The organism is Promicromonospora sp. NPDC050249 (assembly GCF_040656015.1).
Taxonomy (GTDB): domain Bacteria; phylum Actinomycetota; class Actinomycetes; order Actinomycetales; family Cellulomonadaceae; genus Promicromonospora.
The window spans coordinates 77,872-102,581 of sequence record NZ_JBFAKY010000003.1 but is presented as its reverse complement, the minus strand read 5'-3'; the positions used below and the strand labels follow the sequence as shown (position 1 = coordinate 102,581).

The window sequence follows — 24,710 nt, the reverse complement described above, 5'->3', positions numbered from 1 at the left end:
GAGGCACGAACTCATGGAACCGATTCCATGGAACCGATTCCACGAAGGTACGAGCGGATCGGCCGGATGTCAATCGGGCGGTGCGGCGCGGGCTGTCGACCTCGAGACCGTCAATCCGGAGTGCGAGTTCGGCGTCTCCCTCGCACTCCGGGTCGCCGAGGCGTCAGCGCAGGACGCTCATCAGGTCGCTCGCCTCGACCGTCACGGCGGGAGCGAAGTCGGCGCCGGCCATGTACTCCAGCAGGCTGTGCCGGAGCTGGCGGGCGGCGGCACGGTCGCCCGAGGGATCGAGGTCGAGCGAGCTCACCACGATCTTTCCCGTCCCGAGGTTCGCCTCGAACAGCACGCCGAGCCGGCGCGCCTCGAACCACGTGTCGATGGGCTGGACGAGCGGCCGCAGCCGCTGCGGGAGCCGGTCGAGCAGCATCGCCTTGGCGCCGTGCAGCAGCTCCCACCACTGCCAGTCGGTGGAACCCTCGGTGGGGAAGTGGCGGAACACCGGGTGCGCCGGGTCGTGCAGCAGGCCGAGGGTGTGGGGCGCCTGACCCTCGGTCCACGCGGTGTTCCAGAAGGCCGGTGTGAAACCGAGGGCGACGTCGTTCCCGATGCTCTCCGGTGCGAGCTCCAGCAGCACCGTCGCGCCGGCGCCCGCGCGCTCGACGGCCTCGCCGATCTCGGTGGTGACCAGCACGGTGCCGGGTGTCTTGTGCTCGGCGTCCGGATACACCCACAGGTCCCAGTCGTTCTGGAAGGCGGCGCCGGCGGCGTCCTCCCCGGATGCGACGGGGGCGACGGAGACGACGAGCCGCACCTGCGCGGGCGCCGGGACGAGACCCGTGGGGACGGCCACCGAGCCGAACCGGGTGCCGTTGCCGATCGGGATGTGCGCACCTTGCGCGACGACGCCGGTGGCGAGCTCCGTGTCGTTCGCGTCGACGAGGCTCCAGGTCACGTCGGCGTCGAGCGGCGTCGGGCCGAAGTGCGCGACCTGGACCTCGAACTCGATCTCCTGGTCCGCGGTCCAGACCCGGCGCGGGAGCCGTGCCAGCGGGACGGTGGGGCCGCAGAAGCGCGCGAACTCCTCCGCCGTGCTGTAGCCCTTCGACTCCCAGAACGGGTTGAGGACGCCGACCAGGGCGGTGCCCTGACCGGGGAAGTCGCTCAGGCCGAGCAGGTGGAAGCCGCCGAACCCCTCGGTGCGCAGCGCCGCCTCGATGTCCTCCTTGTAGCAGAGCAGCTGGAGCCGGCCGGAGGCGTGGAGGAACGCCTCGGCCTGGTCGGCCATGCCCGCCTCCCGGAGGAAGTCGGCGAAGATGCCGAAGTTCCGCGGCTCCATGAGCCCCGTGTACTTCGCCGTCTCCGCGAAGTCGGGGTACGCGCACCACTGGCCGATCTCGTGGCTGATGATCGGGCGGGGGCGCGACCGCACCCACTCGCGGTAGTCCGACTTCGTCTCCGGGGGGCGGCCGTTGAGCCGCGACTCCAGCCCCTCGCCCCACCGGTGCGCGCGCGGGTCCGGGATGTTGTCGAAGTCGTTCTCGGTGATGGCCGGCCAGCCGGCGCCGCTCGTGTACAGGCGCCGGGGGTCGTACGTCCGCCACGTGCTGACCCACGACGCGAGGAACTCCGCGTCCCGTCCGCCGGGCTCGTTGCCGTGCGCCATCATGATGAAGGAGGGGTGGTTCCCGTAGGCGTCGAGGATGCGGCGGGTCTCCTCGTACAGATAGGCGTCGACCGGGCGGGCCTCGCCCAGCGCGGCGCCCTGGTTGGCCCAGACCGGGCCCTCCACCTGCACGTAGAAGCCCGCCTCGTCGGCGGCCACGAACGCCGCCTCCGGCGGGCACCAGGAGTGGAAGCGCAGCAGGTTCAGCCCGTGGGCCTGGCAGACGGCGATGATGCGGCGCCACGAGCCGACGTCGGTGGGCGGGTAGCCCGTCAGCGGGAAGACGCACGACTCGAGCGTGCCGCGGATGAAGGTCCTGCGGCCGTTGATCGTCACCTGCGTCTCGTCGACGCCCACCTCGCGCAGGCCGAACACCGTGCGGGCGACGTGCCGGTGCTCGCTGCCGCGGACGTCGGTGACGAGCTCGACGGTCAGCTCGTACAGCGCCGGGTGGAACTCGTCCCAGGTGAGCGCGTCGTCGCCCAGCGGGAGCAGCACGTCGACGTGCGTGCCGCCGGCGGTGAGGCCGCGTTCGGCCAGGTCGCGGCTGTGTCCGGCCTCGAAGGTGGCGCTGACCGGCCCCTCCTCGTGCTCGCCGGGGACGTTGAAGCGCCGTGCAGCGACGCGGACGCTGCCGGTCCCCGCTCCGCCGCTGCCCGCGGCGATGTCGATCTTGACCAGGGCGGACCTGGCCGCGACGTCGGGCACGACCCGCACGCGCCGGATCGTCACCTCCGGCAGCGCGGCAAGGGTGAGCGCGCCGACGATCCCGTTCCAGTTGCCCTGCGTGTGGTCGGAGATGCTGTGCGCGTTGGGTCCGACGTCGACGACCGTGCGGTTGTCGACGCGGATGGTGAGCAGGTGCCGGCCGGGGGAGAGGTGGCCGACGTCGAACCGGTGCGCGGTCGTGAGGCTGCGCTCGGAGCCGACCTGTCGCTCGTCCACCCAGACGGTCGACTCCCAGTGGACCCGCTCCAGGGACAGCACGACGTCGCGTCCCACCCAGTCCGCCGGGACGTCCACCTCGCGCTGGAACCAGGCGGCGCCGCGGAAGTAGACGCGCGGCTGGAGCCAGAACGGCACAGCGATGTTGTCCGGTTCGCGGTACGGGGCGTAGCGCTCGTCGGTGAAGTACGACCGGTCGACGATGCTGCCGGTCCACGGGGTCTCCAGGCCGACGGGGTCGCCGAGGCCCTGGTGCTGGATCGAGCCCGGGAGGGCGACCGCCGGGGAGCCCTCGGGCAGGCCCGTGCGGAACCACTGCTCGAGCTCGCCCACGGCATCCGGGTCCAGGGCGCAGCGCCACCGGCCCGACAGGTCGAGGGCCGAGCGGGCCTCGGGCACAGTCTGCGGGTCAGTGGCGTCCGGATCGGGCATGGACTCGACGGTGAGCATGGCACGACCCTAGGTCGGCCCAGGCGGCCGCTGAAGGGACGATGCTCTGCACTTACCTGGACGATTCGCGGATTCGGACGCTCGCTCAGACGAGAGGCGGCTGGACCGCGCGACGCAGAGCCGCGGCAGGGTCCGCGCTGCCGAGAGCTTGCAGGCCCCTCGGGAGCAGCACGAGGTGGTGGTAGGCCTCCGAGCCGCGCGAGAGCCGGCCGGCGACGAGGCCGCGTTCCCACAGCAGCACGCACTGCACGTACAGCGGGTCGAGGGAGTACTTCGCCCGGGGTGTGGCCATGGTGCCGCGCACGATGATCGCGGGGACCTCGTCGACCCCACCCAGCCGTTGCAGGACGCCGAGGGCCGCCTCCGGCCGGTGGTGCGGCTTCTGGTCCGGGGCGAACAGCCGGATGAAGACCTCCGCCGCCAGCTCGCCCGGATCGGCCGCGTACAGGCCCGGGAGCCCGGCGTACAGCGGCTCCTCGGCCGGAGACCTGTCCCTGTCCCTGTTCCTGAAGATCGCCATGCGGGCACCCTAGCCGGGCGGATCGTCCGCCTGGGCCAGGGTGCCCGCAGGGGCTTGCGTCAGCCCCGGCGGAAGAGCTGGGCGTCGAGGCCGTTGCAGGTGTACATCGACAGGCGCGCGCCGTTGCCGGTGTCCCACTGGTAGTTGTCGAGGCAGGTCCCGCTGGTCCGGTTGCGCAGGGAGAACCAGCCGTTGCCCTGGTCGACGATCGACCAGTCCTGGTTGGGGTTGCCGTTGCAGGTCCACAGGCCGACGTCGGCGTTGAGCGCCGTCGAACCGTTCAGGTTGTCCAGGCACTTGGCGGCGTGGAGGTTCTTGATGCGGTAGTAGCCGCCCGTGTAGCTGAACTCCCACTTCTGCGCCGTGGCGGTGCCGCACGTGGAGAGCCTGACGAGGGCGCCGTCGGCGGTGTTCCAGTCGTAGTCGTCGACGCACCTGTCGCTGTGCCGCCCCCGGATGCCGGGCTGCCCTGAGCCGGCCGCCTGCGGCTGGCCGAAGAACGGGTAGCCGTCCGCCGCCCAGTACAGCTGCTGGACGCGGGTGTGCCGGTTGGGGTCGGTCAGGGCGTCCGGGTTCGGCGTCGCGTAGTCGCGGGCGTGGTAGACGAGGATGTCGGTCACGCCGTCCTCCGCGACGGTGAAGCTTCCGTGGCCGGGCCCGTGGACGCCGTTCGCCGTCTGGAAGACCGGCGTCGACCGCTTGGACCACGACGACGCGGACAGCAGGTTGGCCGACGCCGAGGCGGAGACCAGGCCGAGCTTGTACCGGGAGTCGGTGGCGGACGCGGAGTAGGCGATGAAGACCCGGCCGTTCTTCACCAGGGGTGACGGCCCCTCGACGACGCCCGCGACGCCCTCCATCTCCCAGGAGTGGGTGGGCCGCGCGATCTCGATCGCGGAGGCGGTGTCGATGGTGGTCGGCGAGGTCATCCGCGCCAGGTACATGTGGCTGTTGTAGCTCGTGCTGGGGCTGTCCTGCGCCCAGGCGAAGTACCGGGTGCCGTTCAGGGTGAACGACGCCGGGTCGAGCTGGAAGGAGTCCCAGCCCGTCGTCATGCGCTGCGGCGCCGACCACGTACCCGTCGTCGGGTTCGCGGACGTGTTGCGGATCGAGTACAGGCGCTGCGCGAACCGCGACGAGTCGGGCGACGCCGAGAAGTACATGTACCAGGCGCCGTCGACGTACTGGATGTCGGGCGCCCAGATCCAGCCGCTCAGGTTGCCGGTGGACGGCGCGGTGAAGGCGGTGACCGGTGTGGCCGAGCCGAGGCCCGCGAGGGTCTGCGACCGGCGCAGCTCGACGCGCTTGTAGTCCGGTACGGACGCGGTCATGTAGTAGTAGCCGTCGGTGTGCTTGTAGATCGCCGTGTCGGCGCGCTGCTGCACTATCGGGTTGGGCACGTCGATGAACTGGGCGGACGCCGGAGCGGCGGGTACGAGGACGAGCGCCATGAGGGCGGCGGTCCCGGCCGCGAGGATCCGGCGGCGCAGCCTGACCAGCGGGACAGCAAAGGGTGACGGCACGGGATGACTCCTTTGTCATCGAGATTGTGAGCGCTAACATCGCGAACTCTGCCCGAGCCGGGCCGTCCGGTCAAGGCGCGTGCGGAGGTCAGCTCGTCTTGCGTCGGCGCGGTGCCGCGGAACGCGGGGGTGCCGCGCGCATGTGGTCACGGACCCGGCCCAGCACGTCGGCGAGGACCTCGACGTCCTGACGCGCCAGCGGCTCGAACAGCAGCCCGTCGAGCACGGCGATGTGGCCGGGGAAGACCTTCGCGAGGGTGTCCCGGCCCTGCTGGGTGATCGTGACCGTGGTGCTGCGCTCGTCGTCGGGTGACGGTGCGCGAGTGACCAGCCCGCGCTGCTCGAGCGACTGGGCCTGGTATGTGAGGCCGCTGCGGCTGTAGACGACACCATCGGCGAGGTCGGTCATGCGGTAGCTCCCGTCGGGCGAGTTGCCCAGGCGGGCCAGGAGCTGGAACTGCACGTAGCTGAGGTCGCCGGCCTCCCGCAGCTGCTGCTCGACCGTGTGTCGCAGAAGGCTGCTGACCTCGATGAGCGCGAAGTACGCACCCAGCTCGGTGGGGTCGAAGGAACGAGGGGTGTCGGCCATGCCGGCAGTCTACCTTGCTGCGAACTCAAAGCACTTGCTACGAACTTGAAGCAGTGCTACGGTCTTCCCAGTTGCTTCGAATCCGAAGCAACAAGCTGAGAGAAGGTCATCATGAAGGCAGTACGTTTCCACCAGACCGGTTCCCCCGAGGTCCTGCGCTACGAGGACACCGACCGGCCCGTCGCCGGTGCGGGCCAGGTGCTCGTCCGCGTGGCCGGCTCCGCGTTCAACCCGGCCGACAACGGCATCCGAGGCGGCCTCCTGCCGATCCCGGTGACGCTGCCGCACGTACCCGGCTACGACGTCTCCGGCACGGTCGACGCGATCGGCGACGGCGTGACCGCTCTCCAGGTCGGCGACGCGGTCGTCGGCTTCCTCCCGATGACGGAGGACGGCTCCGCGGCGGAGTACGTGGTCGCCCCCGCCGACGTCCTCGTCAAGGCCCCGACCACCATCGACCTCGTCGACGCGGCCGCGCTGCCGTCCGTGGCGCTGACCGCCTGGCAGTCGCTCTTCGACGAGGCCGGGCTCAAGGACGGTCAGCGGGTGCTGATCACCGGTGCCGGCGGATCGGTGGGCGGGTACGCGGTCCAGCTCGCCAAGCGGGCCGGTGCCCACGTCATCGCCACGGTGAGCCCCCGCAGCCATGACGCCGTCACGGCCGCGGGTGCTGACGAGGTCATCGACCACACGGCCTCCACCGTCCTCGGCTCGGTGAGGGAGCCCGTCGACGTCCTGCTCAACCTGGCACCCATCAGCCCGGACGAGTTCACGTCTCTCGTCACCCTCGTCCGTGACGGCGGCGTCGTGGCATCGACGACCGCGTGGATGCCCACGCCCAGCGACGACGAGCGCGGGGTGCGGGCCGCTGGGATCTTCGTCCGGGCCGACGTCGACGAGCTGGCCCAGCTGGTCGCCCTGGTCGACAGCGGCGAGCTCACCGTCGACGTCGCGCGGCGCGTCCCGCTGAGCGAGCTCCCCGCGATCCACGCACAGTCAGCCGCCGGTGAGCTGCGCGGCAAGGTTGTGGCCGTCCCCGACGCCGACTGATCCCTCGCCACACCGGCAGGTCACTCGGTGAGTGCGCCGGCCCGCTCGCCGTCCTCGAGGAGCTCGCCGTCCTGGCGGAACAGGACCCACTCGATCCACTGCGCCCGGGCGGGCGAGCCTGCCCACTCGTGGACCAGCTCGACGTACGTCTGGTACTTGGCGGCGGGCTCCTTGCTTCCGGCCAGGTCGGCGACCGTCAGCCCGAGCGTGCCGTTGAGTGTGTGCCAGACGTTCTCGTCCAGGATGAGCGGTTGCGCACGCGGGCGACCCAGCGGCACGGACTACCATGCGCGTGACGCTCACGCTGTCCTAGCCCGCGCCTTCCCACTCACTCTGCGAGAACGAGAGCCTTGGTTCACAACGTCATCCCGGGCCGCACCGCCCGGGCCCGCGTGCGGGCTTCGGCCGGCACGGCCGCACCGTACATCGCGCGCCCCCTCGTGCCGCTCTGGGCGGCGCTCGCTCTCGCGATCGCCGGCGGGTTCGCGCTCGATGCCGCCTTCCCGTCGCTCGCGTGGTGGCCGCTCGCGTTCGTGGCCGTGCTGCTCGCGCTGGTCTCCCTCGTCGGGCGAAGCCTGTGGGGCAGCGTGCTCGTCGGGGCGGCGTTCGGCGCCGCGTTCTACTTTCCGCACGTGTCGTGGGCGTCGCAGTTCCTCGGCGACGACCCGCTCGGCTGGGTGCCGTGGGTGGCCCTCGCCGCCGCGGAGACGCTCCTCCTCGCGGTCTTCTCGCCGCTCGTCACGCTCGCCTACCGGTGGCTGCCGCGCTGGCGCGACACCGCGACCGTTCGTCTCGTGGCGCTCCCGGCGCTCGTCGCCGGCGCGTGGACGGCCCGAGAGCTCGTCCTGGGCTCCTGGCCCTACGGCGGCTTTCCGTGGGGGCGGCTCGGGATGAGCCAGTCGGAGAGCCCGATCGCTCCCGTCGCATCGTGGCTGGGCGTGTCCGGCCTCGGGTTCCTCATGGTCGCGCTGTGCGCCGGAGCGGTCGAGGCCGTCCGGTGGGCGGTCCGCGTCCAGCGGCAACGCGCCGAGCACGACGACCGCGAGGTCGCGGCCGCCCGGTGGTGGGGCGCGCTGCCCGTCGGCCTGCTCGCCGTCGTCATGGTGGTGGTTCCCCAGTTCCCGACCGCCGACGCCGGAACCCTCCGGGTCGGCGCCGTCCAGGGCAACGGACCCGCCGCGTACGCGGACCAGCGTGCGCCGCTGGAGGTGCTGCGCTCGCAGCTCGGCGCCTCGACGCCGCTGGAGAGCGAGCGGGTGGACGTCGTGGTGTGGCCGGAGGGCGGCGTCGACAGCGACCCGGCGTCGAACGCGGCCACCGCCCGGACGCTCTCCGCGGCCGCGGACGCCTACGGTGCGCCGATCGTCCTGAACGCGGCGTCCGAGGCCGGGGACCTGGTCTACAACACCTCGTTCCTCTGGACGGCGGACGGCTCCGCGGCGACGCATGCGAAGCGGCACCCGGTGCCGTTCGGCGAGTACATCCCCGACCGGTGGCTGTACAGCGCGATCGTCCCCGACCTCGTCGGGCTCCTGGTGCGCGGGTACACGCCCGGCGACGACTCACCCGTCTTCGACCTCGGGCGGGCGAAGGCGGGCCTGGCGATCTGCTTCGACGTCGCCTTCGACGACGTCATCCAGGAAGGCGTGCACGACGGCGCGCAGGTGTTCATGTTCCAGACGAACAACGCCGACTTCCGCGGCACCGACGAGAACCTGCAGCAGCGCGAGATCGCCCGCATGCGCGCGATCGAGACCGGCCGCAGCGTCGTCAACCTCTCCACCACCGGTACGAGCCAGGTGTTCGCCCCGGACGGGACCCTGCTCCGGACGCTCCCGTTCGACGAGGCGGGCCTCCTGGTCACCGACATCGAGCTGCGCGACGGCCGCACCGCTGGGGTCGTGCTCGGCCCGTGGATCCAGGGGCTGCTGTGGTGGGGAACGCTCCTGAGCCTCGCCGTCGTGGGATTCGTGAGCCGGCGGCGGGTGACCGGCTGAGCGCCTGAGCGGTCAGCCGGTCGAACGGGTCAGCCCGCCTCGTCCGCGGTGAGCGGTGCGTAGCGCACCTCGGTGACGTCGACGACGCCGTCGATCGCCCGCAGCCCGACGACGCGCCCCGTGAACCCGCCGGCCACCTCGGTCGAGAGGTACCGGCCGTCGAAGCGGGTCAGCTCGTGCTCCGTCCCGTCGACGACGGCGGTCAGGCGCACGTCGTCCGGCCCGTTCGTGGTCGCGGCGACCGACTCGGCCCGGAGCGTGAGCGAGGGCCCGGTCAGCGGGACGGCTGCGCCGTGCCGCGTCTCGAGCGGACCGATGCGGACGACGGCGTACACCTCGCCGGCGTCGGCACGGATCTCGCACCAGTGGGTGTCGTCCAGGCGCAGCAGCAGCGCGCCCGACCCGTGCCCCAGGTTGAGGTCCGCCTCGAAACGCCACGCGGGATCGAGGGCGCGCGCGGTCAGGGCGCTGACGTCGGCGCGGGCCCCGGTGCCGGGGCGGAGCCGGAGCCCGCTGTCGGGCCCTGATGCGACGATCTCGGCCAGGCCGGTGCCGGGGGAGACCCAGCGCGGGTGCAGCGGGGCGCCGTCGAACGTGTCGGTGTACGACGTGTCCTGCACCGCCACGTCGTAGCGGTCCTCGTCGACCACCGGCCAGTCGTCCACCCAGTCGATGCCCGCGAGGAAGGTCTCGCGGCCGTTGACGTGGAACATCGGCGTGTAGCCGCGCGGGCGCACGGCCAGGTAGACCATCGCCCAGCTGCCGTCCGGGTTCTCGACGAGGTCGGCGTGACCCGTGTTCTGGACGGGGTGGGTGGTGCTGCGGTGGCTGAGGATCGGGTTCGCCGGCGCGCCGGTGTAGGGACCCTCGGGCCGGGTCGCGCGCGCCACCGAGACGCTGTGGCCGCGCTCCGTCCCGCCCTCGGCGATGAGCAGGTACCAGTAGGCGCCGCGCCGGTACAGGTGCGGTGCCTCGGGGTGCGCGAGGCCGGTCCCGCTCCACAGCCACCGGGGCTCCTCCAGGGCGGTCCCCTTCTCGAGGTCGACGCGCACCTGGGCGATCCCCACGCCGTCCGGGCCGGAGGAGCAGTACGTCACGAAGCACGTGCCGTCGTCGTCCCAGGCGAGGTCGGGGTCGATGCCGTGCAGGCCCTCGAGGTACATCGGGGCGCTCCAGGGGCCCGCGGGGTCCTCGGCGGAGACGACGAGCTGCCCTGAGGGGCCGGTGACGTCGGTGGTGATCAGCCAGAACCGGCCGTCGTGATGGCGCAGGGTCGGCGCGAACACCCCCTGGCTGGAGCCGGCGCGCCCGGCGAGGAACTGCTCCGGGCGGTCGAGGATGTTCCCGACGAGGGTCCAGGTCAGCAGGTCGCGGCTGTGCCACAGCGGGACCCCTGGCGCGTACTCGAACGACGAGTTCGCCAGGTAGTAGTCGTCGCCCACCCGGCAGACCGAGGGGTCGGGGTGGTAGCCGGGGATGATCGGTACGACGTTCATGGAGCAGGGTCTACAGCATCAGGTCCGGCGTGTCGAACGTGGCCGCGCCGGGCCGGTGATCACCGGTGAGGTCAGGGGAGCACCGCGGTCTCGGACGCGGCGAGGGCCAGCAGCACCACGCACACCACCGCGACGCACATGCTGAGGCTGAACGGCGCACGGCTGCGCGGCCGGGCGAGAGCCATGACGCCAGCGGCCAGCGCGAGGCTGACGGCTACCGCGCCGCCGACCCAGGCGGCCGGACCCGGCGCCCCGGCCGGACCGATGACCACCACGGCGACAGCGGCGACCAGCAGGGCCGGGGCCAGCACCTCGGACGCCCGGCGGCCGAGCCGGTGCGGCAGGCCCCGCACGCCCGTCGCGGCGTCGTCCTCCAGGTCGGGCAGGGTGTTCGCGACGTGCGCCCCGGTCCCGAGCAGCGCGGCGGCGGCGACCACCCAGACCGCCGGGACGCGCGGGCCGGGCGCGGCGAGCACCACGAAGACCGCGAGCAGCCCGAAGGACAGCGCGTACGGCAGCCACGACCACACGGTCGCCTTGAGGCGGGCGTTGTACGCCCACGCGCCACCCACCGCCACCAGGTGGGCTACCCCGGGAACGGCACCCAGCGCGAGCGACGCGACGACGCAGACGGCGAGCGCCGTGAACGCGGCGCCGCGGAGGGTGCGCGCCGTGATGAGCCCGGCGACCACGGGCTTGTCGGTGCGTCCGACGGTGGTGTCGCGCTCGGCGTCGATCCAGTCGTTGGACCAGCCGACGGAGAGCTGGCCGGTGCCCACCGCGACCGTGACCAGGGTGACGACGATCCAGCCGGAGCCGAGGGCCGCGGCGAGGGCGGCGGCAAGGCCGGTCACGACGGCGGCCGGTGCGGCGTGGCTCGCGAGCACGAGGCCGCGGACCAGGTGACGGGCGCTCGTCCCGGGCAGATCGCTGGACAGATTGCCGGACAGATTGCTGGGCAGATTGCCGGACGGCTTGCCGGACGTCATGTGCGGCACGTTATCCGCCGGGCCGCCCGCTCGCCGCGCGGGTGACCTGGTCCTGCGTGACGATGCTGAGATGTCCTGTGTCGTCGCGGTCGAGCCGGTACTGCCCGAGCACGTGTACACCCAGGAGGAGATCACCGACGTCGTCGGGCCGCTGGTGGCGCCCGACCCGGCGCGCACCGCCGTGCTGCGCCGCCTGCACGCGAGCGCCGGCGTGGACCATCGGCACCTCGCGCTGCCGCTGGAGGAGTACGCGGGCCTGCACTCCCTGGGCGCCACCAACGCCGTCTTCATCCGCGAGGCCACCCTGCTGGCCGAGCGTGCGTGCCGCCAGGTGCTGGTCGCCGCCGGGCTCCGGCCGGAGGATGTCGACCACGTCTTCGCCACCTCGGTGACCGGGGTCGCCGCGCCGTCGCTGGACGTGCTGCTCTCCGAGCGCCTCGGCCTGCGGAGCGACGTGCGGCGTACGCCCTCGTTCGGCCTCGGGTGCGCGGGCGGCGCCGCCGGGCTGGCGCGCGTGCACGACCACCTGCTGGGCAGGCCGGGCGACGTGTCCCTGCTGGTCTCCGTGGAGCTGTGCTCCCTGACCCTCCAGCACGGCGACGACTCGACGGCCAACATGGTCGCCTCCGGCCTGTTCGGCGACGGCGCCGCGGCCGCCGTCGTCGTCGGTGCGACGCACCCGCTCGCGGGGCCGACGGCGGGTGGGCGGGCACGGCGCAGGGCGACGGTCGTCGACACGCGCTCGCGGCTGTACCCCGGCACCACCGAGGCGCTCGGCTGGGAGGTGCGTGACACCGGGTTCGCGATAGTGCTCTCCGCCGGGCTGCCGGACCTGCTGCGCGCCCACCTCCTCGCCGACGTCAAAGGGCTGCTCGCCGAGCACGGCCTGAGCCCGGGGGAGATACCCACCTGGGTGGTGCACGCGGGCGGTCCGCGCGTGATCGACGCGGTGCGCGACGCCCTGGGGCTCGCCGAGGACGCCGTCCGGGAGAGCCGGGAGAGCCTCGCCTGCGCGGGTAACCTCTCGTCCGCGTCGGTGCTCGACGTCCTGGCCAGGACCCTCGCGCATACCGACGCCCCACGGGGCTCACCGGCCGTGCTCATGGCTTTTGGCCCTGGTGTGTCGTGCGAGCTCGTGCTGCTGAAGCTGGAGGAGCGTTGATGCTGGGTCTCTACGTGTTCCTTGTGGGTGCGACGGCGGTCGAACGCCTCGTCGAGCTGGTCGTGTCGGCCCGCAACGCGCGCTGGTCGTTCGAGCGTGGCGGCGTCGAGTCGGGGCGGGGGCACTTCCCGGCGATGGTGGTGCTGCACAGCGGGCTGCTGGTGGCGTGCGTCGCCGAGGCGGTGCTCGCTGACCGGCCGTTCCTGCCCTGGCTCGGCTGGCCCATGCTCGTCCTGGTGCTGGCGAGCCAGGCGCTGCGCTGGTGGTGCGTCACCACGCTGGGGCACCGGTGGAACACCCGCATCATCGTGGTCCCGGGGCTGCCGCTCGTGTCCGGGGGTCCGTACCGGTGGATCCGCCACCCCAACTACGTGGCGGTCGTGGTCGAGGGCATCGCGCTGCCGCTGGTGCACACCTCCTGGGTCACGGCCCTCGTGTTCACCGTCCTGAACGCGGTGCTGCTGGCGCGCTTCCGGATCCCGGCCGAGGAGCGGGCGCTCCGGTCGGCCGTGGGCGGGAACGCGGTGACGTGACCGGCGAGATGGCGGGTGACCTGGACGCCGACGTCGTCGTGGTGGGCGCCGGTCCGGTCGGGCTGGCGGCGGCGGTCCACGCGCGAACCGCCGGACTCGACGTGCTGGTCGTGGACCGGCGGACTGGCACCCTCGACAAGGCCTGCGGCGAGGGGCTGCTCCCCGGCGCCCTGCGCGCCGTGCAGGCGCTCGGCGTCGACCCGCCGGGGCAGCCGCTCGCCGGGATCAGCTACCGGGCGCCCGGACGGCACGCCGACCACCGGTTCGCGGCGGGCACGGGCCGCGGCGTCCGGCGCACCGCGCTGCACGAGGCGCTGTCGAAACGCGCCGCCGACGTCGGCGCACAGCTCCTGCACGGCAGGGTCACGGCCCTGAGGCAGGACGCCGGCGGTGTCGAGATCGAGCTGGCGCCGGGCGGCGCCAGCCGGGGGAGAGATCCGGTGACGCTGCGCGCCGGCTGGGTGCTCGGGTGCGACGGCTTGCACTCCACCGTTCGCCGGCTGGCCGGGCTCGAGGTCGGCCCCGGGCAGCGCGCGGACCGTCCGGCGGCCAGCCGTTACGGTCTCCGCCGGCACTTCCAGGTCCCGCCGTGGACCGACCTCGTCGAGGTGCACTGGTCGCCGCACGCCGAGGCCTACGTGACGCCGGTCGGCCCGGATACCGTCGGTGTCGCGCTGCTCGGGCCGCGTTCGGAGAGCGGTGCGGGGTTCGATGTGGTGCTCCAGACGCAGTTCCCGGAGCTCAGTGCCCGCCTCGCCACGGCTGCGGCCGCAGGTTCCCTGCTCGGTGCGGGCCCGCTGCGCCAGCGGTCGCGACGCCGTTCGGCGGGACGCGTGCGGCTCGTGGGCGACGCCTCGGGCTACGTCGACGCCCTGACCGGCGAGGGCGTCCGGGTGGGGCTCGCGCAGGCGGAGGCCGCCGTCCGGCACCTTGACGACGCCGGGGCGTACGAGCGCGCCTGGCGGACGGCGACCCGCGACTACCGCGCGCTCACCGCCGGCCTGCTCGCCTGGGCCTCGGGCCCTGCCCGGCGAGCGATCGTGCCCGCGGCGGAACGGGCTCCGTGGCTCTACGGTGCGGTGGTCGAGCGGCTGGCTCGCTGACCGCGTCGCTCTCGCCACGTACGGCGAGCTCGTGTCACGCGTGGTCCTTCAGCCAGCCGGGAGGATCGGTCTCCGCGTGTACGACCAGGTCCCGGCGGTCACGAACTCCCAGCAGCGCGTAGATCTGGCGCAGGCGGTTGGCAACGGTCCGCACCGAGACGTAGACCGCGGCAGCGATCTGTGCGTTGGTCCAACCTTGGAGCGCCAGCCGGACAAACACTCGTTCCTCGTCGTTCAGGCGATTCCAGCCCACCCTGGCCGGCGCGTCCGCAACCAGGAGGGCGTCGATTCCGACGCACCACCCGGGCGCGCCGGCGAGGCTGGCGAGCGACCGGGCCTCACGGAGGGCTCGTGCCGACGTCCTGCGGTCATTTCGCGCGAGGCAGTGCCGCCCATAGGCGACGAGCGAGCGCATGCGCTGCCACGGCGAGACGGACAGGACGGACGTCGGCAACCAGTCGTCGGCGCTGACCGGATCCCTGTCGCTGCCACGCAGGATCGCCTGCATCCGCAGGTGTGCTGCGGCGGCATTGCCGTCGACACGTTCGTCGGGTGTGACGGGCGGGTCGATGAGCCGAAGTGCCCGTGCGCCGGTCGCGCCCTCCGCGGCGACGGCGGCCTCGATCATGTCGGCTCGCGCTTGTGCCCGGCCGCGGTATGGCCAGGCACAGCGTTCGACCCCGATCGTGAGGAGCTCGGCCGCCGTCATGATGTGTCCGACGGCGAGACGCGCGGCACCGAGATCGAGAGCGAACTCGCCCAGCGCCCGCGTGGACCATGCACCCGTCGGTATCAGGTCGCTGGTAGGGACTTGTCCGTCGAGCATGGCGGACGCGGCCGCGTGCATTCCCCGCACGGGCAGCCAGTGCTCTATCCCCGGCCGGAGCTCGGTGGCGTGCATGAGGTGCGCGCGGACCCCGGCAGGGCGACCCTCGGTCATCGCCAGCATCGCGGCTGCCAGGTCCCGCGCGACGACCTCCGCGATGGTCCGACCGGAGGACTTCGCGGACGGGTCCTCCAGGAGCTTGCGTCCAGCGACGGCGTCCCCGAGCAGGAGGTGTCCCCGAACGCGGATGCAGAGGCCGACCCAATGGGGGTCCGGACCTAGCGCGAGCGCCTCGAGGTCCGCACGGAAGCGGGCAGGGTCGTCCAGGCGGCCGGTGGTCTCCAGGTAGATCAGCGCCGCCGCGACCCGAGCCCCGGCAGTACGGGCAGCCTCGGGGAGGTCTGTCGGGTCTCTCCACCAGAGGTGGTCGGTCCACGCGGGGTCGATCATGTTCAAGAAACGAGCACCTGTGTCGGCGTGCACCCAGGAAGTCCCGGTCAAGAGCGCCACACCGACCACACCAGCCGTTGCCCGAGGCGTCACGCCGGCCGGTGGAAGGCCCGCGAGGTCTTCCAGGTGCAGACCATCAAGGATCGCTTCGACCATTCCGGCCGGCCCGGCCGCCTCATGCGAACCGGCTGGGACTTCCGCACGGGAGGATCCGCGCAGCTGTTCCCTGCACAGCCGCGGCAGCAGGGGATGAGCCGTAGCGAGCTGTTGCATCCGAACCGCCGCCAGGTCGGCCACCGACGACGAACCACCGTCGGCGTGCGGCATGACCCCTGGGACCGCTGGATCCCAGGGGTCTACCCACAGCTCGGCCAACGCGGACATCTCCGTTGCGTCCAAGCCGTCCAACAGCACCTGGTACGCCCGCCGGCCCGCTGGTCCGACCTGCTCAGGTGCGGTCCACTCCCGATCGCCACGCAGCTGCGCGGCTGTCAGCCCTTCAGCCAGCTCCGTCGCCAGCCGGGGATTGCCCGCGCTCCACCACCGCAGACGTGACGCGACGTCGACCGCGACAGGCAGCTCCAGCGTCGTATCCAGAACCTGACACAGCGCCGGCTCGTCGAGCGGTCCGAGAGCCAGGACCTCGACGTCGTCCGGCAACACGCCCTCAGGGACGCACCTGGCCGCGGCGATGACGCGCCAGCCCCGCTCGTAGGCCAGATCGCCCAGCTGCTGAAGCCAGGAGGATCTCCGCGGTGAGAGGTCCTCGAGGTCATCGATGAACAGGACTCCGTCCGCCGCACCCGATGCCGCGATGCCAGCAGTCACGACGTCGAGCAGCCTCGCCGCGTCGAGCTCGTGGTCCGGGCCGGCCGAAATCACCAGGTCGGACAGATCGACGCGCGGCCCACCGGCCAGGCGTTGTGCGTACGGCTTGGGCGAGCAGGCCCGCACGATCCTGACCACCGAATCTCGCACACCGGCCCGATCCAACGCGGCCAGCACCGTCACAGTCTTTCCGGTACCGCTGAGGCCGGTCACGACGAGCGTCGTCGGATCCAGACCGGTCACGAACCCGCCGACAACCCGCGACTCCCTGTCGCGCCCGTAGACAGTGCCAACCGCCCGCCCGGTGTCCTCGCTCTGTGTCCACTCGGAGGACCCCACTGGATACGCGGGGGCGGGGAGCCCACTGTTTCGAGCCAAAGTGCGTCCCTTCCACCGACTGCATGACATTTCGATCGTCCCGGGGAAGAGTACGTACCGGGCGATCCTGACGCGCGATATCTCCGGCCCGTACGGCGGCGCCCCATGACCCGCGCGTCCCGGGGAGCGGACCTCGAACCTCGCGCAGCGCGCCCCTCCCACCAGGGAAGATACGGCCTTGCGCCCGATCTGCACCTTGCATGCGATGGTCGGCTCGCGCGACGAGGCAACGAGTGCAGACTTCGCTCCACGAGTGACCGGTTCGTAGCGCGATTGACAGGATGTGCGGGTGACAAAACTTGGTGCGCTCCTCGACGACTACCTCTTCCGGTCCGCGTCGGACTCTGACCGGGACCAGAAGTTCGAGGAGCTGATGAAGGCGTTCCTGCGCACGGACGAGCTGTGGTCGGCGCGGTTCGACGAAGTCTGGTCGTGGGAGTCGTGGCCGGAGCACGAGGGAGAGGACTCCGAGATCGACCTGGTCGCTCGTGAGCGCGAGTCCGGCAGCCTGACCGCGGTGCTGTGCGTGTTCCATGACCCGGACAGCGATCTGGCGAAGCTGGACGTCGACGCGTTCCTCTCGGCATCGAACCACGCCCCGTTCACCAGGCGTCTCGTCATCGCGACGACGGACACCTGGGACCAGGAATCGAGTGACGCGGTCCGGGATCTGGAGATACCCGTCCAACAGGTCGGGCTTGCCGAGCTGCTGAGCTCCTCGACCGACTGGACCAAGTTCGACCCGCCTGCTCCGGAGCCCGCGCTGACTTCTGGTGCCTCCGCGACCGCCACGTGAGTCGCTCGGCAGCCCGCTCCACGCAAGATCAACCCTGAAGGATCCAAATGTCGGTGGAATCTGTTGCCGCACCTGCTGCGGACGTCGCACAGGTATCGATGTGCGCCACGTTCAGCGAGTATCCCGACGCGGCCCCGCACTCAGGCCGCGGAGAGTATCGCGCCGTGGTGGACCATGCCCCCCTTCCACCCGCCCTTGAGGCCGCGGAGAGGCGTGTGTGCCGCGGAGCAGCCGTGGATGTCGGTGACCGGTGGGCATTCTTCGACGACCTCGCTTCTGCCGCAGGTTTCGCTCGTGCCGGGCGCATGTCGAACCTGATGCCGTCATGGGATCTGTTCGAAGCCGCGGAGGTGCGCGCATTCTGCGCGGAACACTCGCGCGACGAGCTAGCTCTCCTCCTCGGCCGTCAGGTCTATGACCGGGCCGAGATCCACGCGCTCTCCGCCCAGTTCGCACGGTCCGCGGCACGCGATACGCGTGCTGTCGGCTGGCTCGGGTAGCGAGTCGTCAGTCCGCAGGAAAGGGCCTGGGGGCGGCGTCACCGCGCGTGACGGCGCCCCTCGGCCCCGCGCGGGTACGGCAGGCCCGCCTCCGACGCAGCGGTCTCGACGGCGCGCATCGTGGTGCCCGCGCCGGACGCGATCGGTGCCCGCCTGATCCAGTGGCCGGCCCGGAGCACGCAGCGACGCCGTCCTCGCGGGAATCGATGGACAAGACCGCCACGGTCCCGGGAACGCCGGAGGTACGCAGCCGGCGGTTGTCACGCGACGGATTGATCAAGGCGCTCCCGAGCATGAACGCGACGAAGAAGCACGTCAGGGAGCTGAGCCCCCAGGCGCCTGCCTCCTCCGGGTCTCCGGTCGCCAGGTGGTAGACGAGGATGCCGGTCACGACGAGCACACCGATGGTGCAGCTCAACAAGAAGATATAAGCGACCCGCCGAGATCGGCCGAGGCCTGCTTTCGCGATCGCGGGTTCGCCATGGCCGGATGCTACCCAGCGCGACCTAGCAGGACCACCAGCCCTCGTCCAGCCGGTCCGGGGCGGTGCAGGCCATGCCACGCATGTTGATGTCGGGTCTGCGGTGGGGCGAGTAGATGTAGCCGCCCGCGTCGTCGACCAGCCGTGCCCACTGCGGAACGAAGATGGTCACCGCGTCAGGGCCTCCGGCCGCGCGGTACACGTCGACCGAGCCGGTCACGGAGACGAAATCCAGGGCCCGGGGAAGCTCGGCATATGGCCCGTCGAGATCGCCCCGCTCCGCGCGCTCGACGACGTCGCCGAGCGCGGGGCGCAGCGTGTGAAAGTCATGCCGCGCGTCGTCATGCGTCAGGCCGGCGCTTCCCGGGAACGCCCATGACATCACGAGCACCGTGCCGAGTACGACGACGCCCACCGGGAGTCTGTGGGCCGCCCGGCGCCTCACGATGCCGAGCATAACCACCGAGACGATCACGAAGCCGACGGCCCATGCGAGACCTCGCCCGATCGCGGCGCCAAGGTTCTCACCGAGGACACCGTTGAACCCACCGTGTTCCAGAACCTGCCACAGTCCCATCGGCAAGGCCCCGAGCTTGTACGCCGTCCAGGCGAAGACCTGGGAAGCGCCGATGAGCATGAGCACGACGCCGACCGGTATCAGGACGATCCTCGTCCAGCGGCGTGAAGTCCGTGGAGGAGTGCTCTGATCGGCTGTCATGCCGGGATGCTACTGGCGCGACCGGAACCCGGGGGCAGGGCCCGTGGGTGGCAGCCCCGCACGCGGGTGGTCCGCACGGTCCCCGGGTGCCTTGGCGGCACGACGCGATGCAGTCCGCGAATGGTCCGGCTCACGTCTTGTCCTCGGCGCTGGGCCAGTGGTTCGCCGCCCGCATCGATGACGCTGTCCTCGCCGGCAGCACCACGGGTTGACGCGCCCGAGCCTGAAACTTTGCCAACCGTCCCACGGTTGCGCAGCGATGTCTGACGATGAAGTTGAGCGACGGTCATCGGAGGCGAGCAGCGACGGCCGTGTAAGTGCGCGGGACAGTGGTATCGCGTTGCGCAAACTTCACCCTCGGTTTCCTGGGCTTCCCAGGCTAGCCACGGCAGGATGCGACGTGCGTCACCCCCAACCACGGAGGTCACCATCGCCAGTCGGAAGCCGATCTGAGAGCTGTTCTTGGATGAACTACACCCGACATTTGACGATCTGGCCCTCGCGCCCTTCCTGACGAGCCGTGGCACCTGGTACGCGAGCGCCATCCGCGAGGTGCACCGACCGGGACCGGTCACGGTGGATGCCGTCGGGCTCTACCTCTCCGCGCCGAGCGTCTATGACGACCTGTCCGTGGCTCGGTCCTACTCGCGCTTGAACGGTTGATTCGCGCGAGCCCCACAGTTGTGCGGCCCGAGAGCCGGGCCGTCGGGACGGACGAGAGTCCGTCGGAAGATGGAATGAAGGAGGAAACGACATGTTCGCATCATCGATCAGCCGCGTGACCCGGACGTCGGTCGGGCGATCTCAGACGACTAGGTCCCGGTGGGGACTGTGTTGGTGTGTCACCGGCCGGATCGACGAAGATCCGGGCCGTCAGAGTCCAGACGCTGACTAAGGTGATCGGGTGATCTCGGAACTCCGTTGGACGCTGGCCCGGTTTCCTGTGCGGTGCGACGAGATCGCTGCTGGCCTGCTCGGGTTCCGGCTTCCCAAGCCGGAGCCGTCGCTGGCATGGCTCACCGAGACATGGGAACGGCGATGGTCGGGAGCGCTGCCGATCTCTTGGACGCTGAAGCTGGATCTCTCCGAAACCTGGTTGCGGTTTCACAGCCTGCCTGGATCCAAGCGGTACGCCGACTCTGACGACGAGTACGAGATCCTCCTGGCCCGGCATCATCAAGTGCTCAGCGAGCTGCAGGACGGATCTGCACGAGACTTGCTGCTGATCCGTACACGTGGCGATGCGGATGGAAGATTCTCTGCCTCCAAGGAGTTTCGCCTCGCTGCGCGGACGACATCTCTGTGGCAGACGTTCCTCGACCGCGACGCTTCCGCAGGTGATCCGGTCCGCTGGTACACGTTTGTCGACCGGATCGCACCAACACGAGAAGCCCTCGACCCGCTCCTGCGACGCATTCCCGACGACGAAGACCGCGTGATCCTCACCAACGACCAGCTCGACTGGCTCTATGCCCCGTATGACGGCGGCGCCGATGTCATCGTCGAGACGGTCGACCGGCGCGACCAGCTCCGGAGTCTGCACATCGACTGGTTGCCAACGGGGGCGCAGATCTATCTGAAGGTCGAGGACCCTGACCTTCGTGACCATCTTCGTCGGCGTGGAGCTGACGGGGACGTGCCTGCGCGGGACGTCGTCGTCGAGATACTCGCGTTCGTGAACGGCGACGAGGGCCGGAAGTGGATCGACCTTCTACCTGCGGACGAACGTGGATTACCCGAACGCAGACTTCGTGAGTGGACGCTTGTTCGCGAAGTCGCCGCAGAACCGCGTTCAATCATCGACGACCTGTCGGACGCTTCGGACTGGTGCCAGCGAAGGCTGGTCGAACGCGCTACGTCCGACCTCGTCCTCGAAGAACTCGCTGAGCATGGGTGGTCGAAGCGGGTAAGGAACGCGGCACGACAAAGGCTTCGCGGCCGCAGTCCCGGACCCTTGTAAGCCGTTTGGTTCCCCTGCGGTCGGCCGCGTGCGGCGGCTCAGGCGACCGAGGAAGTGTGCCAGCCCGCCCCATGGCCGCGCGCGGAGGGCTCGGACAGGTCGCGGTGCTCGAAGGGTCAGGGGCGCCCGCTGCCCGAGCGTGGATGCGGTGACCTCGACCTGCGACGTTGCCTGCACTGTCGCTTCCCCGCCGGCTCCGCCATGTCAAGCAGGAAGTCGCCGCCGGCCCGGGTTCGGTGCGTCGGTCATGGTGCCTGGATCTCATACCGCCCGCGCGTGCCGCGGGTGATCTCCGTGCCGAGGGCGTCGAGGCGCAGTCGTAGCGCCTATCGCGCAACCGTAGGGTTGCACCTGGCTGAGATATGTGCAACCGTGGGGTTGCGCCAATAGACCGCTACAGACATGGGAGCTCCGATGAGCAACGACCGAATCGAACGCGAGACCCTGATCTCCGCCCCGCTCGAGCGGGTCTGGACCCTGGTGGCCCAGCCGGCGTTCTGGGTGGCCGACAAGGCCAGCCTGCCCGGCACGATCGCCAAGGAGGGGGAGTCGATGATCGCCAAGAACCCCGAGTACGGCGACTTCCCGGTACGCGTCGAGAAGGTTCGGCCGCCGACCTACCTCGCCTACCGCTGGGCCAGCGCCTTCCCCGGAGAAGAGCTGCGCGACGACAACTCCACCCTCGTGGAGTTCACTCTCACCGAAGAGGGCGACCAGACCCGCCTGCGCGTCGTCGAGAGCGGATTCGCGACGATCGCCGCGACCGAGGAACTGCGCGGCAAGGCGGTGAAGGACAACAGCGGCGGCTGGACCGAAGAGCTCGAGGCGCTCAAGGTTCGCGCCGAGCAATCGTCCGAGTGATGGATTCTCAGCGAGGTGGCGGCGAGGGGGTTGACCGCGTCCTCGCCGCACTGGCCGATCCGACGCGGCGCCAGGTGCTCGACCTGCTCGCCGCCGAGGGCGAGGCCACCGCGACCGTGCTCGCCGAACGGCTGCCGATCTCGCGGCAGGCCGTGGTCAAGCACCTCGTGGTCCTCGACGACGCCGGACTTGTCTCGAGCGCGCGGGTCGGACGCGAGGTGCTGTACGTCGTGGTGCCGGCGGCGCTGAACGTGACCGCCCGCTGGATGGACCGGCTCGCCGCCGACTGGGACCGCCGTCTGGCCACGATCAAGCGCGTCGCCGAGGCGGCGGAACGGGATTCGCGTCCCTAGCCCCACCACACGACGCACGGACCGATCGACCGCGCCCGCGAATGGAATTCGCGGAGCGGTCGACCGGGCGGTCAGCCCTGCCTCAGCCGCTCCCGGTCTCGTCTCAGCCACCGAGGCGGCGTGATCATGCGAAAGGGGTCGTTGTGATAGTCGACCCGATTGCCCTCAGAGTGATCGTGCGCGACCTCCTTCGGGTCGAGGAGGACTACCGGTCCGCATTCCCCGGAGCCCCGGTTCGAACCGATGGCGGCCGACGCTCTCGATCGCGCAGGTCCCGCAGCGTGTCAAACACCCGGGGTATGCCTCCGACCCAGGCGAATCGAGTGGAGGACGCGATTCTCCGGGTCCTGTCCAACGGCCCGCAGAGCGCAGCGGCGCTCGCGCGCTCGACAGGAATGTCCTTCGCCGGCGTCCTCATCGAGCTGGAGGCGCTGGAGACGGCCGGAGTGGTTGCCCGAACGGCTCGGGGAGTCGTCCAGCTGAACACGTCCCGACCGGCGCCGAGCGCCGAGGCCGGTACTGGTCCCAGCTGCCTCCTCACCGGTGACGGGCTCGGGGCGCTGTCCGGTGAACCGTTCGATAGTGCAGGTCCACCGGACAGCCCCTGACCCGATCAGTGCCGAGCGCTCACCGCCTCCAGCGCGTCCTTGTACTCCTTGAGGTCGGCCCTCGTCGTGCCCGCGTCGAGGCGCGCGGCCTCGATGGCGGCCAGCAGGTCGCCCACCGTGGTGCCCCCGACGATCGGGTCCTCCAGGGAGACCGAGCCCGCCGCGACGTTGAGCCACACGGCGAGCAGCTGACGGTCGATGGCGTCGACCCACCCGTCGTGGCGGGGTGCCCACAGCACCTGCACGGCGTCGTCCAGCGTGGTCAGGTCGACGACCTCGTCGAACACGTCGCTCTGCGCGCGCGTGGTGATGAGGAAGCACAGCAGCTCGTCCGTCGTGTAGTCCGGGTTCCTGACCTGGCGGTACTCCGACGACCAGTACCCGGCGCCGCGAGCCACGGGCTCCGGCGCCGGCTCCTCGCCGCTCGGCGTGCCGTAGATCTCCAGCTCGTAGAGGGAGAAGCCCCACTGCGTGGCGCGCTCGGTCGCGTAGAGGCGCACGTGCCGGCCCGTGCCCGAGAGGTCGATGTCGTCGAAAAAGCCGTCACCGTCCGTGACGGTGTGCACCGTGGTCCAGGTCTCGCCGTCCGGCGAGGTCTGGATCTCGTACCCCGACGCGAACGCGGTCTCCCAGTCGATCACGACGCGGCTGAGGTCGTAGCTCGCGCCGAGGTCCACCGCGATCCATTCCGGCTCGCTCCACTGGCTGCCCCACCGGGTGCCGGCGTTGCCGTCCACCGCCATCTCACCGGTGCGAGCGGGGTCGTCGATGCTGGACGTCGTCACCGGTCGGCCCAGCGCCAGCGACTCCTGGTCCTCGTCCGCGCACTGGTCACCGCCCCCGCCGTCGGCCAGGTAGCAGCGCAGATACCGGTAGGACTCCGCGGAGGACTCGAACGACGGCGCGTAGTCCCACTCGTAGGTGTAGTACTGCACGTACGGCTCGGCCGCGGCGATGATCGCCGGGAGGTCGATGTCGCCGTTGCCGAGGGCGACCTGCCTCGGGTCGCCCTCGGCGTCGACGTTCACGGCGTCCTTGATGTGGAGGAGCTCGATGCGGTCCCCGTACTCCTCGATCCACGCCGGGACGTCGATCCCGGCGTCCGCGGCCCAGCCGACGTCGAGCTGGAACGTGACGTAGCGCGGATCGGTGTTCTCCTCGATGACCTGCCAGGCGCTGACCATCTCACCCGTCTCCGGGTGGGGGTACCGGGTGGTGAACTCGCTCTGGTGGTTGTGCAGCGCGATCTTGTTCGCGCCGTTCTCGTGCGCGTACCGGCCGAGCCGGTTGACGTACTCCGCGGTCGCCAGGGCTTCCTCGTAGGTGCCGTAGTTCCCCGCCATGCCGCCGGTCCCGATGTAGTCCTGGCCCAGTGCGACGGCGTAGGCGACCGTCTCGGGCCACGTGTCCCAGTCCGTGCTGCCGTGGCTCGAGGACACCTCGAGGCCGTGCCTGTCGAGGATCGCCTGGTAGTCGTCGACGGGCATCGAGTAGGGCTGGCTGAACGGCTCGATGTTGGTGAAGCCCGCGTTGGCCACCTCGCCGAGCACACGGTCGATCGTCTCGGGGGAGGGCGTGCCGAACCCGAGCTCACCGACGTGGGTGAACAGCTGGATGGAGATCTTGGAGTCGGGGAGCCCGTCGTCCGCTCCACATGCCTCGGCTGCTGTGGTGGCCGTGGCGGGGGAGGCGACGGCGGGAGGGGCGGCGACGGCCGGGGCCGCGGCGAGCGTGCCCGCGAGGAGGGCGCCGCCCGTCAATGCTGCGCTGAGGCGGCGCGCGCCGGGCGAACGTGAGATCTGCATGGGTGCTCCGATCGACGGCTCTGTCATTTATGGCGACAGTCATGCAACTTTTGCCGCCACAGGTGCAAAAGGAGTCTGTGGGGCGGGCGATACCGTGTCAAGAGCGGAGTTTTCGCCTTCGCGCGC

22 protein-coding genes are annotated in these 24,710 nt (G+C 71.0%); 11 read left to right on the top strand and 11 right to left on the bottom strand.

Features of this window, described 5'->3' with window-relative positions:
• Nucleotides 1-163 precede the first annotated feature (163 nt).
• The 4 genes from AB0I32_RS03430 to AB0I32_RS03415 all read right to left on the bottom strand — a co-directional run bounded on the left by AB0I32_RS03430 (nucleotide 164) and on the right by AB0I32_RS03415 (nucleotide 5,690).
• Nucleotides 164-3,058, bottom strand: coding sequence for a sugar-binding domain-containing protein (locus tag AB0I32_RS03430; RefSeq protein ID WP_357502888.1), 2,895 nt, complete (start codon nucleotides 3,056-3,058; stop codon nucleotides 164-166).
• Between the two features lie 85 nt (nucleotides 3,059-3,143).
• Nucleotides 3,144-3,578, bottom strand: a complete 435-nt coding sequence (locus AB0I32_RS03425; RefSeq protein ID WP_357502886.1) for a hypothetical protein — start codon at nucleotides 3,576-3,578, stop codon at nucleotides 3,144-3,146.
• Between the two features lie 59 nt (nucleotides 3,579-3,637).
• Nucleotides 3,638-5,101: a family 43 glycosylhydrolase gene (locus AB0I32_RS03420; RefSeq protein WP_357502884.1), complete on the bottom strand. Its 1,464-nt coding sequence runs from the start codon at nucleotides 5,099-5,101 to the stop codon at nucleotides 3,638-3,640.
• Between the two features lie 88 nt (nucleotides 5,102-5,189).
• A complete protein-coding gene (locus AB0I32_RS03415) occupies nucleotides 5,190-5,690 on the bottom strand; it encodes a MarR family transcriptional regulator (protein ID WP_357502882.1) in 501 nt (166 codons plus the stop codon).
• 111 nt (nucleotides 5,691-5,801) lie between these two features.
• On the opposite strand from AB0I32_RS03415, the gene AB0I32_RS03410 reads away from it, so the two are divergent.
• Nucleotides 5,802-6,740 (top strand): NADP-dependent oxidoreductase, encoded by a 939-nt coding sequence (locus AB0I32_RS03410; protein ID WP_357502880.1) that lies wholly within the window; start codon nucleotides 5,802-5,804, stop codon nucleotides 6,738-6,740.
• A gap of 20 nt (nucleotides 6,741-6,760) precedes the next feature.
• Here the strand turns inward: AB0I32_RS03410 and AB0I32_RS03405 are convergent, their stop codons facing one another.
• Nucleotides 6,761-7,018, bottom strand: coding sequence for a hypothetical protein (locus AB0I32_RS03405; RefSeq protein ID WP_357502878.1), 258 nt, complete (start codon nucleotides 7,016-7,018; stop codon nucleotides 6,761-6,763).
• 72 nt (nucleotides 7,019-7,090) lie between these two features.
• On the opposite strand from AB0I32_RS03405, the gene lnt reads away from it, so the two are divergent.
• A complete protein-coding gene (gene lnt, locus AB0I32_RS03400; protein ID WP_357502876.1) occupies nucleotides 7,091-8,737 on the top strand; it encodes an apolipoprotein N-acyltransferase in 1,647 nt (548 codons plus the stop codon).
• Nucleotides 8,738-8,766: 29 nt separating this feature from the next.
• Here the strand turns inward: lnt and AB0I32_RS03395 are convergent, their stop codons facing one another.
• On the bottom strand, nucleotides 8,767-10,233 hold the full coding sequence (locus AB0I32_RS03395) for a family 43 glycosylhydrolase (RefSeq protein WP_357502874.1): 1,467 nt from the start codon (nucleotides 10,231-10,233) through the stop codon (nucleotides 8,767-8,769).
• Nucleotides 10,234-10,304: 71 nt separating this feature from the next.
• A complete protein-coding gene (locus tag AB0I32_RS03390; RefSeq protein WP_357502872.1) occupies nucleotides 10,305-11,222 on the bottom strand; it encodes a UbiA family prenyltransferase in 918 nt (305 codons plus the stop codon).
• A 70-nt stretch (nucleotides 11,223-11,292) separates the two neighbouring features.
• On the opposite strand from AB0I32_RS03390, the gene AB0I32_RS03385 reads away from it, so the two are divergent.
• The 3 genes from AB0I32_RS03385 to AB0I32_RS03375 are packed head-to-tail and all read left to right on the top strand — an operon-like array spanning nucleotide 11,293 to nucleotide 14,020.
• Nucleotides 11,293-12,384 (top strand): 3-oxoacyl-[acyl-carrier-protein] synthase III C-terminal domain-containing protein, encoded by a 1,092-nt coding sequence (locus AB0I32_RS03385; protein ID WP_357502870.1) that lies wholly within the window; start codon nucleotides 11,293-11,295, stop codon nucleotides 12,382-12,384.
• Complete coding sequence (locus AB0I32_RS03380; protein WP_357502868.1) at nucleotides 12,384-12,917, top strand: isoprenylcysteine carboxyl methyltransferase family protein; 534 nt, start codon at nucleotides 12,384-12,386, stop codon at nucleotides 12,915-12,917. Before AB0I32_RS03385 ends, AB0I32_RS03380 begins: the two co-directional genes overlap by 1 nt.
• Nucleotides 12,914-14,020 carry an NAD(P)/FAD-dependent oxidoreductase gene (locus tag AB0I32_RS03375; protein ID WP_357502866.1) on the top strand — a complete coding sequence of 369 codons (1,107 nt, stop codon included), beginning with the start codon at nucleotides 12,914-12,916 and terminating at the stop codon, nucleotides 14,018-14,020. The genes AB0I32_RS03380 and AB0I32_RS03375 overlap by 4 nt, the downstream gene beginning before the upstream one ends.
• Nucleotides 14,021-14,054: 34 nt before the next feature.
• On the opposite strand, the gene AB0I32_RS03370 is transcribed toward AB0I32_RS03375, so the two are convergent.
• A complete protein-coding gene (locus tag AB0I32_RS03370; protein ID WP_357502864.1) occupies nucleotides 14,055-16,367 on the bottom strand; it encodes a LuxR C-terminal-related transcriptional regulator in 2,313 nt (770 codons plus the stop codon).
• Nucleotides 16,368-16,791: 424 nt separating this feature from the next.
• Between AB0I32_RS03370 and AB0I32_RS03365 the strand changes: the two genes are divergently transcribed.
• The gene (locus AB0I32_RS03365; RefSeq protein ID WP_357502862.1) at nucleotides 16,792-17,298 is read left to right on the top strand and encodes a hypothetical protein; all 507 of its coding nucleotides are present in this window, start codon (nucleotides 16,792-16,794) and stop codon (nucleotides 17,296-17,298) included.
• 233 nt (nucleotides 17,299-17,531) lie between these two features.
• Nucleotides 17,532-17,798, top strand: a complete 267-nt coding sequence (locus AB0I32_RS03360; protein ID WP_357502861.1) for a hypothetical protein — start codon at nucleotides 17,532-17,534, stop codon at nucleotides 17,796-17,798.
• Between the two features lie 38 nt (nucleotides 17,799-17,836).
• Here AB0I32_RS03360 and AB0I32_RS03355 read toward each other — a convergent pair whose 3' ends face one another.
• Nucleotides 17,837-17,977 (bottom strand): hypothetical protein, encoded by a 141-nt coding sequence (locus AB0I32_RS03355; protein WP_357502860.1) that lies wholly within the window; start codon nucleotides 17,975-17,977, stop codon nucleotides 17,837-17,839.
• Between the two features lie 327 nt (nucleotides 17,978-18,304).
• Nucleotides 18,305-18,997, bottom strand: coding sequence for a hypothetical protein (locus tag AB0I32_RS03350; RefSeq protein WP_357502858.1), 693 nt, complete (start codon nucleotides 18,995-18,997; stop codon nucleotides 18,305-18,307).
• 904 nt (nucleotides 18,998-19,901) lie between these two features.
• On the opposite strand from AB0I32_RS03350, the gene AB0I32_RS03345 reads away from it, so the two are divergent.
• From AB0I32_RS03345 to AB0I32_RS03330, 4 genes are all read left to right on the top strand, one after another.
• Nucleotides 19,902-20,957, top strand: a complete 1,056-nt coding sequence (locus AB0I32_RS03345) for a hypothetical protein (RefSeq protein ID WP_357502856.1) — start codon at nucleotides 19,902-19,904, stop codon at nucleotides 20,955-20,957.
• A gap of 414 nt (nucleotides 20,958-21,371) precedes the next feature.
• Nucleotides 21,372-21,818 (top strand): SRPBCC domain-containing protein, encoded by a 447-nt coding sequence (locus tag AB0I32_RS03340; protein ID WP_357502854.1) that lies wholly within the window; start codon nucleotides 21,372-21,374, stop codon nucleotides 21,816-21,818.
• Entirely contained in the window at nucleotides 21,818-22,171 is a 354-nt protein-coding gene (locus AB0I32_RS03335) for a metalloregulator ArsR/SmtB family transcription factor (RefSeq protein WP_357502852.1), read from the top strand. The genes AB0I32_RS03340 and AB0I32_RS03335 overlap by 1 nt, the downstream gene beginning before the upstream one ends.
• 41 nt (nucleotides 22,172-22,212) lie before the next feature.
• Nucleotides 22,213-22,779, top strand: coding sequence for a hypothetical protein (locus AB0I32_RS03330; RefSeq protein ID WP_357502850.1), 567 nt, complete (start codon nucleotides 22,213-22,215; stop codon nucleotides 22,777-22,779).
• 5 nt (nucleotides 22,780-22,784) lie between these two features.
• On the opposite strand, the gene AB0I32_RS03325 is transcribed toward AB0I32_RS03330, so the two are convergent.
• Entirely contained in the window at nucleotides 22,785-24,584 is a 1,800-nt protein-coding gene (locus AB0I32_RS03325; RefSeq protein WP_357502848.1) for a discoidin domain-containing protein, read from the bottom strand.
• Nucleotides 24,585-24,710 lie beyond the last annotated feature (126 nt).